Origin of the sequence: Acidaminobacter sp. JC074, from assembly GCF_022496765.1 — a bacterium.
Classification (GTDB): domain Bacteria; phylum Bacillota; class Clostridia; order Peptostreptococcales; family Acidaminobacteraceae; genus JABXKX01.
The window spans coordinates 46,056-60,344 of sequence record NZ_VANV01000016.1 but is presented as its reverse complement, the minus strand read 5'-3'; the positions used below and the strand labels follow the sequence as shown (position 1 = coordinate 60,344).

Here is a 14,289-nt window from a genome sequence, read left to right as displayed (position 1 = left end):
ATGGCATGCTTTTCTTATGCATCTTGCATGGTATCTGTGATAATAATCTCTCTTAAAGAAACTGCTTGTGGTAAATCGTAAGCGTACTTAATAGTTGCAGCCACATCAGAAGCTGTGATGTTGATAGCACCAACCGTTTCTTTCCATTCATTGTAGCCATCAATGATGCCCTGGTCTGTTGTGTGACCTAATAACTCGGTAGAAACGGCACCTGGACAGATAGAAAGCACTCTAACATTATGAGGTGACATTTCAGCTCTTGCTACAGCCGTTAAACCTGTAACACCATACTTACTTGCACAATAAGCCGCATGGTTACCAAAAGGTTGTTTGCCGGCGATAGATGATAAGTTAATAATCGTGCCAGACTTTCTTTCCTTCATATCCTTCATAACGATCTGCATGCCATTCATAACACCCATCACATTAACATCTAACATCTTCTTCCACTCTAAAGGATCTTGACTCTCAATGTTTCCTAGTAACATAACACCTGCATTATTAACCAAAAGGTCTGTTTGGCCATAAAGAGCTTCAGCTTCTCTTACTGCATTTTCAAAGGCCTTTGCATCAGTGACATCTACTTTTCTACACATAGTATCTTTTAAATTAAGTGCTTCCATCTTTTCAACTCTTCTTGCCAATAAAAGAAGTGGATGTCCGTCAGCTGAAAACTGCTTTGCCATCTCCATACCAAAACCTGAACTTGCACCTGTAATAACAACTAATTTTTTCATTTTTTCTTCCTCCTTATTTTAACTAAATTCATTCTACTAATTAGAGTTAACTCTAAGTCAAGAAAAAACGTAAAAAAAATTAACTTTCTTAAAAAAGAAAGTTAACACGAGCCCGAACCATTGTAAAAGGCTATCTTTTTGTCTATTTTTTTTATAGAGTTTTTTAAGTCTTTCATTTGAGCCTGCATGACAAGTCTGTGATTTTCGAGTATTTCTTTTCTTTCATCAATTGTTTCATCCCCGATAACACTCAGTCTTACAATTTCCTTGATATCATTAACAGGCATTTGTGTCTTCTTTAGACAAGTAACAAGTTCTACCCAAGCCAGGTTTTCTTCAGAGTAAACTCTTCTACCACCAGCATCTCTTTCAATGGGTGGTAAAATACCTTCCTTTTCATAATATCTCAGTGTATAAGATGTAACACCTGTCATTTGGCTAATCTCTTTAATTGTGTACATAGAAACCTCCTATATAAATGATACACGTTAGAGTTAAGTCTAAGTCAAGAAAAACAGCCTTAAAGGCTGTATAGTTCTTTTCGTCTATGCTTAAGTAGAGGCAGTTCATTTCTTACCTTCTTTAAATAATTCAAATCAAGATCCGCTTCAATAATCTCTTGATCAATACCAGCTTCAGCGACAATCTCTCCCCAAGGATTTACGACCAGCGAGTGACCATAAGCCTTATAGGATAGTTCCTTACTTCTCGCAGGTGATGCCACAACAAAATAGACTTGGTTGTCAATGGCTCTAGCCCGTGCTGTTACATGCCAGTGGGCTGGACCAGTCACTGTATTAAAAGCAGCTGGAATGATGATAATATCCGCTCCTTCATTAACCATGGTTCTGATAAGCTCAGGAAACCTCATGTCATAGCAGATAGCCACACCTATTCTTACATCACCTGCATCAAAGACTGTCGCCTTATTGCCAGGTGCTAAGACGCTTGACTCCTTAAAGGTAATGCCATCTTTTATATCTACATCAAAGAGATGAGCTTTTCTATGTTTGCCTACAAGTTCCCCCTTATGATAAGTATAAGAAGTATTGTACATTTTATCATAATCAAGCTCTGGAATGGAACCACCAACTAGGGTTATGCCTAGTTCCTTGGATAACTTTTGCAACCACAGCGTCGTTTCAGAAAACTCCTTTTCAGCATATTTATCAAATGTTTTGGCATTGTAGGGACAATTGAACATTTCAGGAAGTACAACAATATCAGCTTTTGCTTGTCTAATCATGCTCTCTGCCTGGTCTAAATTCTTCCTTTTATCTCGACTGATATCGAGTTGACATACAGCTATCTTCATTAGAATGCCAAAATGATCCCTTGATCATCACAGTAAAGACTTGTTAAACCATGTGTCGGTACAATTACAATCTCTTGGAAATCACATAATTCTTGAATACGTGCCTTCAGTGACTTAGCACGCTCTGGGTTGTTAACATGACTGATTGCCAAACGCTTACTGCCACTTTCGTGTGCCATTTCACAAACCAACTTAGCAAGTTTTTCAAAGGCTTTATTGGAGCCTCTTACCTGCTCATGCACAACAATATCACCATCCACAGCCTTCATAATAGGACGAATCTTTAAAGCCATGGCAAGTTTGCCTTTCCAACTTGGAATACGGCCATTTTTAATAAGGTTATTTAAGTTCTCAGAAATAAAGAATGTTTTCATATTGGTAATATATTTCTCTACTTCTTCTACGATTTTATCAAAAGAGAAATCTTGTTTCATCAATTCATCAATTTTCATACCTATCAAGGTTTGACCAACTGAAGCTGATTTAGAATCAAATACGTGAATCTTCTTTTTAACTTCTTCTAAAACTAGATTTTTAGCTAAAATTGCAGAGTTGTAAGTACCGCTTAGCTTAGAAGATATGGTTATAGCAAATACATCTCCATCTGCTTCAAATAAGTTTTTAAAGTCATCTGGTGACGGACATGCTGTACGTGGTAACTTAACTGACTTTTTCATTTTTTCAATAAAGTCTATTACATCTAACTCATCATTATCTATAATTTCTTCCTCTTCAATATATAATTTAAAAGGCACTTTCTCAATATCAAGTTCTTGTTCTAATGTTTCATTTAAATCTAAACTACTATCTGAAATTATTTTATACATAAAGACCCCTTTTCTCTTAATTTCATTAACAATTCAATTATAGACCTAAATAGTTAAGAATGCAAAAGACCATTTAATTTCTAATGGTTCTCATTAAAGTCTAATGAAGAAAAGCCCCTTAATGGAGCTTATCTAGCCTCATTTCTTCTTTTAAGAGCGTGTGGATATCGTAATAATTGATTTTTTCCCTAAAAATCAGGGCTCTTAAGGCAGCACCAGAAACCAATTTCAAAAAAGGTTTCTTTAGGACATACTCAGGCGTTAACAAACCCTCAATACGCTGAATAAGGCCCCTCGATTCTTCAAATATCCGTCCCATGTAAGAAACCCTTATCGGCTGATCTAAAGATATTTTTTCTTGAATGGCTTGAATCATTGACTTGTATTCTTCAGCACAAGCACTCAATACATCCATCACATAAGGATCGCTATAGGCAGTTTCAAAGAAAACCTGGATTAAGTCATCAAAGGTAACATCATAAATTTCTAGCTTGTTAAATGAAAAGTTATAAAAATCTGTATCATCAGTCAGGTTAAAAACAGCTTTTAACTGATGATACAAGTCTCCCCTTTTGTATCTGCCATCTATCTGCTTTGTAAAAATTTCGAACATCTTTTTAACTAGCCAGTATTCACCACCTTCATCGCCACTTACTCTCCCCCAGCCACCAACACGAACCGATTCACCTATAGCATTCTTGCCAATGGCTATAGAACCGATGCCAGCTAAAATGACGATGCCTTCGTAGCCACCAAGTGCAGCTAACCAAGCCGCTTCTACCTCATTTTCACATATGAAGTGATTGTGATAAAAAATATCTCTGAAATAGCCATTCATCATCTCATCAAAAGCCTGGCTTTCACCATACTCAGGTATGGCTATACACGTGAAGTCAATGTCCTCAAACTTCATATCAGCTTTAAGACAAATTCTTGCAATACCTGATTCAATGGCTCCAATGAAATTGGTACGATCGTCATAATCAATCATACGTTCTTCTTGAAATCCGTATATTTCACATTTATTATTAATGAGCATAAACTCAATCAAATCACCATTCAACGCTATACCTAAATACATAATTATCTCCTTTTCTTATTTATGCCCAAAAAAAAGACCTTAACTCATTCTCTTGGTTAAGGCCAACTCTTCAGAATTAATAATCAATCTGGATTTATTTAGATAAAGCTCATACTCAGATTTATAGTTTTTTACCAGTAGTGCTGTGGTCAAATCCTCAATGGGATAGAAACGACCTTTATAAAGTATACCATTTTTATAAATGACCAAAGAAAGTTGGTCTCTAATAAGTATAAGATACAAAAGGCCTATGACAGCACTTGTCCAAAATGAACTTAATCCCATCCAAGCAGTCATGATATAAACTGTAGATGCTATAAGGATTAAGTAGATACAATTTTTATGAACACAGACACTTCTTGAGTATACCAAGTCACCATAGGCCTCTTTTTTGATACCATCTAAATCTACAGTAGAAAGAAAGCCGACAAGTAACAAGTAATACATCAGAATGCTGATTCGACTTGTATAAAATACTGCTGATATGAAAATGGGTAATACAATCATGATACATATATCTCTAATTGAAACTCTTAACGATACCATAAGCCATCCTCCTTAATATGAGTATAGCAAGATAAAACATGGCTTTGATGATATCAGCATGAAAGAGCTTTCTAGATACATAAAAATGCCCCTAAGGGCATTCATTATTTCTTCTTATATGGTGCTTTGATAGACACTGTTAAGTTAAAGACTAAGTCATCTGAACGGTTGTCTCTGCAGAAATATCCATGTCTGTAGAACTGGAACTTTTCTTCTTTCTTAGCATCTTTTAAACAAGGCTCTAAAACACAGTTTTGCTTTGATACCAATGAGTTTTCATTGAACACCATTTCACCTTCTTCAGTCTTATAGATAGAATCGTATAATCTAACTTCAGCAGGTACTCCATGTTCTTTAGAAACCCAGTGAAGCGTCGCCTTTACTTTTCTTCCTGTAAAACCTGAACCTGACTTAGTTTCTGGATCATAAGTACAGTGGATTTCTGTGATCTCACCATTCTCATCTTTCACAAAGTCGTTACACTTAATAAAGTAAGCACCCTTCAATCTAACTTCATTGCCAGGGAATAGTCTGAAATACTTCTTTTCAGGTACTTCCATAAAGTCTTCTCTTTCTACATAGATTTCTCTACCAAATGGAATCATTCTCTTACCCATTTCTGGATTGTCTTGATTGTTGTCCATTTCTAAAAGTTCACTTTCACCTTCAGGGTAGTTTGTAATGACTACCTTAAGTGGATTTAAAACGCCCATGACTCTTTGAGCTGAAGGTTTTAAATCTTCTCTAACGAAGTGCTCTAAATTGGCAAAGTCTATCAGGGAATCCGATTTAGATACACCTGCATTTTCAACAAATGTACGAATGGCAGAAGCTGTGTAACCTCTTCTTTTCATACCTCTAACTGTAGGCATTCTTGGATCGTCCCAACCATCAACAACTTGATCTTGAACCAGCTTTAATAGAAGTCTCTTACTCATAACAGTATCAGTTACATTTAATCTAGCAAACTCAATTTGTCTTGGTAGATGTTCAAAGTATTCAACTTCTCTAACAACCCAATTATAAAGTTCTCTTCTTTCCTCAAACTCTTTTGAACAAAGAGAATGTGAAATGCCTTCTAAAGCATCAGAAAGAGGATGTGCATAATCGTACATTGGATAGATACACCATTCATCACCTGTCTTATGGTGAGATACGTGACTGATTCTATAAATAACAGGGTCTCTCATCAATACCTTTGGATGCTTCATATCTATTTTTGCACGTAGAACTTTTTCACCATTAGCAAACTCACCTTTTCTCATTCTTCTGAATAAGTCTAAGTTTTCTTCTACTGAACGGTCTCTGTAAGGACCATTTTCACCTAATCGGTTAAAGTCACCACGTTGCTCACGCATTTCATCAGCTGACAAGTCACATACATAAGCTTTGCCTAACTCTATGAGTCTTTCAGCTAACTCATACAACTTTTCAAAATAGCCACTAGCATAATACAAACGATCATCCCAGTCATAACCTAACCACTTGATGTCTTCTTGAATCGCATTTTCATATTCGATATCTTCTTTGATAGGATTTGTATCATCAAATCTCAGGTTACATTTACCACCATACTTCTGAGCTGTAGTAAAATTGATGATAATCGCCTTTGCATGACCTAAATGGATGTAGCCATTTGGCTCTGGCGGAAATCTTGTATGAACTTCTTCGTATTTCTTTTCACTTAAATCCTTGTCTATTTCATTGTGAATAAAATTAGACATCATCTTTTCTGTCATTATGCCTCCTATATTTTAAAAACTTCATTTAAATATTCATCTTCATAAGAATGGAAAGTCCCATCTTTTATCATTTGCTTTATTGTATCAACAGACTGAAAATCAAGTGCACTTACTTCTTCTACCTGAAATTCCAAAGTCTCAACATCTACATCATGATAGCCAAACCATATATCTGCAAAATATGTATGGCCTATCAGTCTCTTTCGAAACTTAAGGTTCTCTAGTTTGATACCCGTTTCTTCTTCTAATTCTCTTAAAGCAGCACTCAAAGAAGTTTCCCCTGAGGTTGCAGAACCACCTGTAAAGGCCCACTGACCAGGTGCAGATTCTTTGTTATCAGATCTCTTTTGAATCAAAAAGTCACCATTTGAGTTCTTTATGACGATATGAACGACCAAATGATATCTATCTTTAGGGACTTGATCTCCTCTAATGTGTGTTTGGCCTGTTTTTTCACCTTCTATATTGTATAAATCCCAAAGTTCCATGTTTGCTCCTTTTTACCTTAACTATCTTATCATTACTAGGGTGATTTTTCAATGAAATCAGGTATAATAGAAGATGAAAAGGAGTCCATATGAATTCAAAAAACTATATACCAAAATTAAAAATAGCATTTCTTGCAATATTTATTGGTTTGCTTACAGGAATCGTGTCTATCCTATTCAACAAAGTACTTAATATAGGCTTTCATTTTGTAGGTGAACTTTACCAAATAAAGGCCTTTATGATCATTGTGCCACTGATTGCAGCTATGGCCGTCGCTTATATCAGACATAGACTTTTAACAGAAGACAATCAAGGTTTTGGCGTAGAACAGGTCATGTTTGAAATAGAACATATCAAAACACAAATGATGACGCCATCAGCCGTACTCTATAAAACCATAGGCACCTTTTTAACATTGATTTCAGGTTTTGCAGCCGGTCGTCAAGGTCCTGTTGTTCATCTTGGTGGCGCTATAGGTTCACACGTCGCTTACAGGTCAAAACTGAGTGATGATGAGACCAGAGTACTTATCGGATGTGGTGTGGCAGGATGTTTGGCAGGTATCTTCAACTCTCCTATCTTTGCAACCTTGTTTGTGGTTGAGATTCTTTTTAAGAAACGTTACTTTGATATGCTTTCAACCATACTCTTATCATCACTAGCTTCTACATTGACTGTAAGGATATTTCTTGATCAACCTTATTTTTCTGACCTATATACCAATTATCTATTTCATATGAGTGAAGTGGTCAACTTTATACTTTTAGGATTTATAATTGGCTTTTTATCGATTTTGTACATGTTGTCACTTAAGGGATTTCGTAGACTCTATCATCAATTAAAGATACCTCAGTTTGTAAAGAACCTTAGTGGTGCAGTTGTTATCATCATCATGCTTTACTCAGTTGGCAACTATTTTTTATATAACCCATCTCCAGCCTATATAACAGCTGAACACTACAGTGCAGGTCATTTGTTTGTCATTTCACTGCTGATGATTCTTTTAACAGGTATCAGTTTAGGTTCTGGCGCCATTGGTGGTATCTTTGCACCTGGCTTGGTCATTGGCCTGACTTTTGGTCTTGGCTTATCCAAAGTATTTGTATTACTTGGCCTACCACTACTGGATGTCAATACATATGCAATGGCAGGCATGGCTGCTATTTTTGCTGGATTCGGTAATGCCCCCTTATCAGCAAGTTTGATGGTGGTCGAACTGACCGGTCAATACAACTTATTATTTCCAATGTTGGTATGTTCATTGATTTCAAGCAAGATTGCAGAGTTTTTCATGCATGATTCCATTTATCATCAAAATCTTGAATTATTAATGCACAACGAGTAGTGTTAGATGAATTTCTAACACTTTTTCATTTTATTTTAATGTTTTTCTAATAACTAAGTTCTATGATGATACCTAGGGAGGCTAGTTATGAATAAAGAATACAAAAATCTAATGCTCTATACCTTAGGTAGAACGGTTTCTTCCTTGGGTTCAATCATCTACTCATTTGCAATTGGCTTATACGTTTTAAACACAACCGGTTCAGGCATGAAGTTTGCCATTACCTTATTGGTTTCTTTTTTGCCATCACTCATCCTAACACCCTTTGCCGGTGTTTTCGCAGATCGGTTTGATAAAAAGAAAATCGTTGTTAATATGGATATACTCAACGGGCTCTTATTTGTCCTCTTTTATATCTTCATCACTTTTAATGACATATCCATTTTAAGTGTTTACGTCACAACATTTATAACCAACGTCATCACCTCGTTTTTCGGAATTGCCTTTGAAGCTGCAAAACCTCAGCTGGTCCATAAAAAACACCTACAACTCATCAACTCCTTAAGTCAAATAATCGGCTCGATTGCTAATATACTGGGACCTGTAATAGGCGGTTTGGTTTATGCATTTATTGATATAAAGAGCTTCATACTCTTTAATGGTATTTCATTTATCTTGTCAGCTTTGTCAGAACTGTTTATAGACTTTGAATTTAACAAGAGAGAAAACGAACCCACTCATGATGTCAAAGATGTCTTTAAAGATTTAAAGGATGGTTTTCAGTATGTGATTAAACAGAGATCCATCATGGGCATGTACATCTTTTTCTTAAGTGTCAACATTTTGATTTCACTGGCTATCCAAGTACCACTGCCATATATTCTAAACAACCATTTAAATGTTGGTTCTCAGGCTTACGGTATCATATTTTCATGCCTGCCAGTCGGTATGATCTTGGGTGCATTGACCGTTGGACTTGTACTCAAAAAGATCAGCGTCAATCGACTCTATCTTATGATCGGCATCAGTTCAGGCTTTCTGGCAGCAACCATAGGCTTGCCTTATTTCCTACCAGGTCTTGTAAAGACCTTAGCTTCTACAATGTTCTATTATGGTATGATCATGCTTGTTTTCGGTAGTATCATTTCTTTGGTAGATGTACCTTTTGCAACACACCTTCAAAGGACTGTAGACCCATCTTACTTGGGCAGAGTCTGGGGCATTTTAATTCCTATGATTAAAGTTGCAAACCCATTAGGTATCCTCTTGTCGGGCCTACTGATAGAGTTAATAAATCCATTTTTAATTCCACTTATAGTTGGAATGATTTATCTGGTCTTTTCACTCATAGGTAAGAAGTATATGATTACAGATATCTCAGATAGCCAAGTTCAGACAGAAAAGATACTTACAAACTAGAAAAAGCTGCATCTAATGCAGCTTAATTTACGTCTTCTAGTCTTGAACCATCCCTATAATATGTGTACAAACATAAGGCAGGATCATGGTCTGTAATCCAGTCTCTTTTTCCTTGATAAGAAAAATAGACACCGTCAATCCACTCATCCAGTTCCCTGTCCTTTTGTAGAAAGGATTCAACTAAAGTATCCGCTGTCATTATCCCTTGAGACGATCCCATGAAAAAGTTAACTGACCAGCCATTCTCTTGATTTTCAGGCTCTCTTAGATCTACATGGGCAATCTTCTTTCCTTCTATGTCTTCGATGGCTACAAGCTCTATTGGATAACCGGCAAAAGAATACTCAGACATGTTATCTGCTATCCACTTTAACTGTTCCACTAAACTTAACTCTTTATCGTAATCTATAAAGTAAGCTAACTCCACCTCTTGAGCTTGGTCATCAGAACCATAGATGATCAAGTAGTCTTCTTTATATTTAATCAAATCATTTGAAAGCTGCTTAATTAAGTTTTCTCTTTGATAACTTGACCTGTACAGATGATAAAAACGCATAGAATCATACTGGTTAGCAAGTTCATCATTCTTAAGTTTGTTCTCTAATACAAGCTTTTCAGCTTCTGCTTCATTTAATGTCTCTTTAGTCAACTTAAGCTCTGCATCTAAATCCATGATTTTGTCATCAAGCTGAGCAAGGTGTTCATCTTTGGACTGAAGCGTTATACTCAAATTTTCTATGTCACTTCTTAAAGAAAATCCAACAATCAGTAACACAAGAATCAATACACCCGAAGTAATATGTAAAATAATATGTCTTTTCATAAGGCCCCCTATATTTATTTTACATCATATGAAGGAAAAATGTTTTAAATGAATAAAACATTTGTTTAAAACAAGTCTGCATAACTGGAAAAAGAGATGGATGTTATACTGTAAAGGGAGGTACTTATGCATTTATTAGATAAATCAAACTACAAAAATATAATAGACTTAATAGATCCATCCTGTTTGAGTCTGCAACTGAAAACAGTTATAGAAAATAAAAACCCAGGCTTTATCTATGTAGATAAAAAAACTAAGCCTCAGTCAGGCCTAATATACCACCAAGGTGAAGGTGGCTTCTTTTTTATCGGAAAGGCCAGTCAGTCTTTTTTTGATGAAGTCAGAAGGTCACTCAAAAGCATCTCAGAAACACATTTGAATGGTGATTTACAAGAGTTTGAGTTTTCCTTTGATTCCAAAGCTTGGGAAGATCAAATAGATTTAAAGGATATGTCCACATGTCAGCAATATATTTATCACTCACAATCAAGTGAGCTCATAGCAGAGTTAGACTTTGACGACATTGAAATAATAGGAATTTCTGAGTCATCATTTAAGTATGAAAACGCAAGCTTTATAGAATCACCTACTAAAAGCTGGTGGGGCGATATAAACGTGTATCTAAAGGAAGACCTTGGTTTTGTTGCTCTTAAAGACAATAAAATCATAGGAAGATGCCTGCTTGATGGCAAAGTAGGCAATTATATGGGCATCGGCATCGCTGTAGAAGAAAACTACCGCAAAAAATCCATTGCAAGTGCACTGGCCATTAAGATGGTAAACGCCATCCACCGACTGGGTTATAAGGTCTACTGGGAGTGTACAGATAACAATTATGGTTCCATGGCACTGACTAAAAAGTGTCACTTGAAAAAAATACAAGCCTATAACCTCTACTGGTTTGAAGTTTAAAAAAGGCCTCATACATTGTATGAGGTCTCTGTATTATATTTCATTATTTTCATGTTTTTCAATAAAGTCATTCAGACATTTAACAACCAGACCCGTTAAACCCACTAAAGCAATTAAGTTTGGTATAACCATCAAGGCATTGAATGAATCTGCAAGGCTCCATACAAGCTCCACATCTAAAAGTGGTCCTACAGCGATACCAAATAAGACAAGTACTCTGTAGTATTTAATACCACCATGTCCAAATAAGTATTTGATGTTTTGCTCTCCAAAGAAGTACCATCCGATAATGGTTGAAAATGCAAAGAAGAATAAACAAATGGCTATAAATGAATTTCCGAAATCACCTAAGAAAGAAAATCCTAATCTAAAGCCTTCTTGTGTTAACTCTGCACCTGTTAAACCGGTTTCAAATGCACCTGTTGTTAAAATAACCAAAGCTGTAATTGTACACACAACACCTGTATCTACAATAACTCCTAATAAAGATACCATACCTTGTTGTGCAGGATGTTTAACCTTTGCAACAGCATGGGCATGTGGCGTTGAACCCATACCTGCTTCATTAGAAAACAAACCTCTTGCAATACCATATCTAATGGTCTCTTTAACTGTGGCACCAATAAAACCACCCGTTGCAGCTTGAGGGTTAAATGCACCAAAGATGATCATTTTAAGTGCTGGTAAAAGCTGATCTATGTTCATGGCTACAATAATAAATCCACCTAATATATAAAAGGCTGCCATAAATGGTACAACTTTCTCTGTAAATGAACCAATTCTAGAAACACCACCAACCAAAACAATACCAGCAAGTACTGCGATAACAATACCGATTGCCAAGCTTGGAACAGGTAAAACATTCTTTACAGCAGCAGCTATAGAATTAGACTGTACCATGTTTCCCATAAAACCTAATGCCAAAATAATTGAAACAGCAAAGAAAGCAGCTAAGAACTTATTTTTCAATCCATTTCTTATGTAATAAGCCGGTCCACCTGTTAACTCACCATCATGTTCTTCTTTAAAGAGTTGGGCAAGCACAGCTTCACCAAATATAGTTCCCATACCGAAGAAACCACTGATCCACATCCAGAAAATTGATCCTGGACCACCTACAGCTATGGCTGTGGCAACACCTGCTAAGTTACCCGTTCCTACTTGGGCTGCAATAGCTGTAGACAGTGATTGAAAAGGTGACATACCTTCTGCATCTTCTTCTGTATCTTCAGCTTTAAATATTTGCTTAAATGCTAATCCTAGTTTTGTTACCTGTAAAAATCTTAACTTGAAGGTAAATAATATACCCGTTCCAAGTAAAAAGATTAACATAACTGGTCCCCATAAAACACCATTGATCTTATCTAGATAAGATAATATTACTTCTGTTGTCATTGTCTCCTCCTCTAATAGCCTAAATCTCCTAAAGGAAACTTATATCTTTATCAGATGACTAAAAAAGACATTAAAAAAAGACAACCCTAAAATCAGCAACACAAAAAAGCTTTGCTAACTTTACCCTGTCCTTTTATCTGAAAGTTTCCTTGATATCAAGTTGCTTCATCGATGCTCCTAAGAGTCTCTCCAGGGGTACGTCCTGATACTGTATTTAACCTGAAAGCTTCAGATAATATCTAGCCCTATTATCCTTTCTTCTACGGTAACACTTCGTGTTTCTCCAACATCATTCATCCGCACCATATTCAATTTGACTTACTCATTATAATTGATACTTTATTATCAAGCAAGCGTTTTCACACCATTAACAATAAAGTTTTTTTACTGAGAAATTATTTTCTCAAGCTTTGTAATCGTTGAAACAACTTACTTCTCACTTCAACGCACTTTGTGATTAAAATAACACACTTTCACTTCTAGTCGCCATAATATAAGAAACTGCAAAAGAAACATTCCTTTGCAGTCTATAGTCAAGTATTAAATTAAATATTCCCTATTAACTCGCTTTAGAAGATATACTAACAATGTGTAAATGCTAAATCCAATAAGACCACCTACAGTATTTAAGATAATATCATCAATGTCAAATATACCAACTGCGAAGATGTATTGTATCCCCTCTATGGAAAAACTGAACAAAATAGTAAGTAGCAAATTGCTCCATAGATTTTTTCCTTTTTTAAAACATACAGGTAAAAGAAAACCGAAAGGAATAAAGAGTATCATATTACCAAATAAGTTGTAAAACCATATATTGAAGTTATAGTGGTCGTACCTAGTAATATAAATCAAGATTTGCTTAAAAGGCTCTAAATTATAGGATCTAATACCCATATTATAATAAGCCCTAGTAGGTCTAATCAACAACCAAGAAATGATGATCAAATACATCCACCAAATGACTGTAAAACCCTTGTTCATTATCTTTTGTAGTTTGCTTATATTCTTATTCAATTCTTTGCTAATGATGCCTTCATCTCCAAAATCACTAATGGCCTTTCTTATGGCATCCTTCTCAGTATAGCCTTTAATCATATATTCATCTTTTAAAGAACTCAAATGATCGATAAATTCTAATCTAAGATCTTCTTTTTCTTCAGCAGAGCAATCCAATGATTTTGTAATCGATTTTACATAATTATCTATAGTTCTCATCTAGCCCCCTCATAACATACATTTATCAACTCATTAACTTGTTTCCATTCCTTCATTCTTCTTTTAAGTTCTTTTGATCCACTATCAGTAATCTTGTAATACTTTCGTCTACTACCACTGGCCGAATCTCCCCAATATGATTCAATAAGTTCATTTTTCTCAAGTCTCTTCAGAGCAGAATAAAGTGTGCCTTCTCCCATCTCATAAAGGTTGTTACTTTTACTCTTAATTGTTTTTGCAATATCATAACCATACATATCTTTTTTATCAATCAAAGATAAGATTAGAATATCAATACTTCCTTTTTTAATCTCTTTATCCATAGTCGTCCTCCCAATTACATCGTACTACACACTACCTCGTAATACAAGGTATATTTCAAATATTTCTATTTGTCACATTACGCAAGTTTATAACAATCTCATATCATAATCCTTGAATACAAGTATACTTTTAAAATAATCAATAAAAATATAGACCTAATTATGCAAGTGTGTTAA

Annotated in this window: 15 protein-coding genes and 1 riboswitch; of the genes, 3 read left to right on the top strand and 12 right to left on the bottom strand. The window is 35.5% G+C overall.

All coding sequences use genetic code 11. From position 1 onward, the window contains the following. Nucleotides 1–14: 14 nt before the first annotated feature. The 8 genes from EZV73_RS18130 to EZV73_RS18095 form a co-directional block, all read right to left on the bottom strand. On the bottom strand, nucleotides 15–737 hold the full coding sequence (locus EZV73_RS18130; RefSeq protein ID WP_240841812.1) for an SDR family oxidoreductase: 723 nt from the start codon (nucleotides 735–737) through the stop codon (nucleotides 15–17). Nucleotides 738–838: 101 nt separating this feature from the next. Beyond that, complete coding sequence (locus tag EZV73_RS18125; RefSeq protein WP_240841811.1) at nucleotides 839–1,198, bottom strand: MerR family transcriptional regulator; 360 nt, start codon at nucleotides 1,196–1,198, stop codon at nucleotides 839–841. 59 nt (nucleotides 1,199–1,257) lie between these two features. Beyond that, nucleotides 1,258–2,052 carry a carbon-nitrogen hydrolase family protein gene (locus tag EZV73_RS18120; protein ID WP_240841810.1) on the bottom strand — a complete coding sequence of 265 codons (795 nt, stop codon included), beginning with the start codon at nucleotides 2,050–2,052 and terminating at the stop codon, nucleotides 1,258–1,260. After that, nucleotides 2,052–2,879, bottom strand: coding sequence for a DegV family protein (locus EZV73_RS18115; protein ID WP_240841809.1), 828 nt, complete (start codon nucleotides 2,877–2,879; stop codon nucleotides 2,052–2,054). The genes EZV73_RS18120 and EZV73_RS18115 overlap by 1 nt, the downstream gene beginning before the upstream one ends. Before the next feature lie 118 nt (nucleotides 2,880–2,997). Next, nucleotides 2,998–3,960, bottom strand: a complete 963-nt coding sequence (locus EZV73_RS18110; protein ID WP_240841808.1) for a BadF/BadG/BcrA/BcrD ATPase family protein — start codon at nucleotides 3,958–3,960, stop codon at nucleotides 2,998–3,000. Nucleotides 3,961–3,999: 39 nt separating this feature from the next. After that, nucleotides 4,000–4,506, bottom strand: coding sequence for a hypothetical protein (locus tag EZV73_RS18105; RefSeq protein ID WP_240841807.1), 507 nt, complete (start codon nucleotides 4,504–4,506; stop codon nucleotides 4,000–4,002). Between the two features lie 104 nt (nucleotides 4,507–4,610). Further along, a complete protein-coding gene (locus EZV73_RS18100) occupies nucleotides 4,611–6,245 on the bottom strand; it encodes a glutamine--tRNA ligase/YqeY domain fusion protein (protein WP_240841806.1) in 1,635 nt (544 codons plus the stop codon). 8 nt (nucleotides 6,246–6,253) lie between these two features. Beyond that, a complete protein-coding gene (locus EZV73_RS18095; RefSeq protein WP_240841805.1) occupies nucleotides 6,254–6,736 on the bottom strand; it encodes an NUDIX domain-containing protein in 483 nt (160 codons plus the stop codon). A gap of 89 nt (nucleotides 6,737–6,825) precedes the next feature. Between EZV73_RS18095 and EZV73_RS18090 the strand changes: the two genes are divergently transcribed. Further along, nucleotides 6,826–8,082, top strand: coding sequence for a chloride channel protein (locus EZV73_RS18090; RefSeq protein ID WP_240841804.1), 1,257 nt, complete (start codon nucleotides 6,826–6,828; stop codon nucleotides 8,080–8,082). An 87-nt stretch (nucleotides 8,083–8,169) separates the two neighbouring features. Then, complete coding sequence (locus EZV73_RS18085) at nucleotides 8,170–9,441, top strand: MFS transporter (protein WP_240841803.1); 1,272 nt, start codon at nucleotides 8,170–8,172, stop codon at nucleotides 9,439–9,441. Between the two features lie 22 nt (nucleotides 9,442–9,463). Here the strand turns inward: EZV73_RS18085 and EZV73_RS18080 are convergent, their stop codons facing one another. Further along, entirely contained in the window at nucleotides 9,464–10,264 is an 801-nt protein-coding gene (locus EZV73_RS18080; protein WP_240841802.1) for a hypothetical protein, read from the bottom strand. Nucleotides 10,265–10,390: 126 nt separating this feature from the next. Here EZV73_RS18080 and EZV73_RS18075 point away from each other — a divergent pair, with 126 nt between their 5' ends. After that, nucleotides 10,391–11,176 carry a GNAT family N-acetyltransferase gene (locus EZV73_RS18075; RefSeq protein WP_240841801.1) on the top strand — a complete coding sequence of 262 codons (786 nt, stop codon included), beginning with the start codon at nucleotides 10,391–10,393 and terminating at the stop codon, nucleotides 11,174–11,176. Nucleotides 11,177–11,209: 33 nt separating this feature from the next. On the opposite strand, the gene EZV73_RS18070 is transcribed toward EZV73_RS18075, so the two are convergent. The 3 genes from EZV73_RS18070 to EZV73_RS18060 all read right to left on the bottom strand — a co-directional run bounded on the left by EZV73_RS18070 (nucleotide 11,210) and on the right by EZV73_RS18060 (nucleotide 14,112). Beyond that, nucleotides 11,210–12,571 (bottom strand): sodium:alanine symporter family protein, encoded by a 1,362-nt coding sequence (locus EZV73_RS18070; RefSeq protein WP_240841800.1) that lies wholly within the window; start codon nucleotides 12,569–12,571, stop codon nucleotides 11,210–11,212. A gap of 115 nt (nucleotides 12,572–12,686) precedes the next feature. Then, nucleotides 12,687–12,774: riboswitch (glycine riboswitch) on the bottom strand. Nucleotides 12,775–13,111: 337 nt separating this feature from the next. Further along, entirely contained in the window at nucleotides 13,112–13,789 is a 678-nt protein-coding gene (locus EZV73_RS18065; RefSeq protein WP_240841799.1) for a VanZ family protein, read from the bottom strand. Beyond that, nucleotides 13,786–14,112 (bottom strand): PadR family transcriptional regulator, encoded by a 327-nt coding sequence (locus EZV73_RS18060; protein ID WP_240841798.1) that lies wholly within the window; start codon nucleotides 14,110–14,112, stop codon nucleotides 13,786–13,788. The genes EZV73_RS18065 and EZV73_RS18060 overlap by 4 nt, the downstream gene beginning before the upstream one ends. Nucleotides 14,113–14,289 lie beyond the last annotated feature (177 nt).

Bases quoted from the DNA above. Each gene is read 5' to 3' on its own strand.
- EZV73_RS18130 (WP_240841812.1), bottom strand. From the start codon at position 737: ATGAAAAAATTAGTTGTTATTACAGGTGCAAGTTCAGGTTTTGGTATG.
- EZV73_RS18125 (WP_240841811.1), bottom strand. From the start codon at position 1,198: ATGTACACAATTAAAGAGATTAGCCAAATGACAGGTGTTACATCTTAT.
- EZV73_RS18120 (WP_240841810.1), bottom strand. From the start codon at position 2,052: ATGAAGATAGCTGTATGTCAACTCGATATCAGTCGAGATAAAAGGAAG.
- EZV73_RS18115 (WP_240841809.1), bottom strand. From the start codon at position 2,879: ATGTATAAAATAATTTCAGATAGTAGTTTAGATTTAAATGAAACATTA.
- EZV73_RS18110 (WP_240841808.1), bottom strand. From the start codon at position 3,960: ATGTATTTAGGTATAGCGTTGAATGGTGATTTGATTGAGTTTATGCTC.
- EZV73_RS18105 (WP_240841807.1), bottom strand. From the start codon at position 4,506: ATGGTATCGTTAAGAGTTTCAATTAGAGATATATGTATCATGATTGTA.
- EZV73_RS18100 (WP_240841806.1), bottom strand. From the start codon at position 6,245: ATGACAGAAAAGATGATGTCTAATTTTATTCACAATGAAATAGACAAG.
- EZV73_RS18095 (WP_240841805.1), bottom strand. From the start codon at position 6,736: ATGGAACTTTGGGATTTATACAATATAGAAGGTGAAAAAACAGGCCAA.
- EZV73_RS18090 (WP_240841804.1), top strand. From the start codon at position 6,826: ATGAATTCAAAAAACTATATACCAAAATTAAAAATAGCATTTCTTGCA.
- EZV73_RS18085 (WP_240841803.1), top strand. From the start codon at position 8,170: ATGAATAAAGAATACAAAAATCTAATGCTCTATACCTTAGGTAGAACG.
- EZV73_RS18080 (WP_240841802.1), bottom strand. From the start codon at position 10,264: ATGAAAAGACATATTATTTTACATATTACTTCGGGTGTATTGATTCTT.
- EZV73_RS18075 (WP_240841801.1), top strand. From the start codon at position 10,391: ATGCATTTATTAGATAAATCAAACTACAAAAATATAATAGACTTAATA.
- EZV73_RS18070 (WP_240841800.1), bottom strand. From the start codon at position 12,571: ATGACAACAGAAGTAATATTATCTTATCTAGATAAGATCAATGGTGTT.
- EZV73_RS18065 (WP_240841799.1), bottom strand. From the start codon at position 13,789: ATGAGAACTATAGATAATTATGTAAAATCGATTACAAAATCATTGGAT.
- EZV73_RS18060 (WP_240841798.1), bottom strand. From the start codon at position 14,112: ATGGATAAAGAGATTAAAAAAGGAAGTATTGATATTCTAATCTTATCT.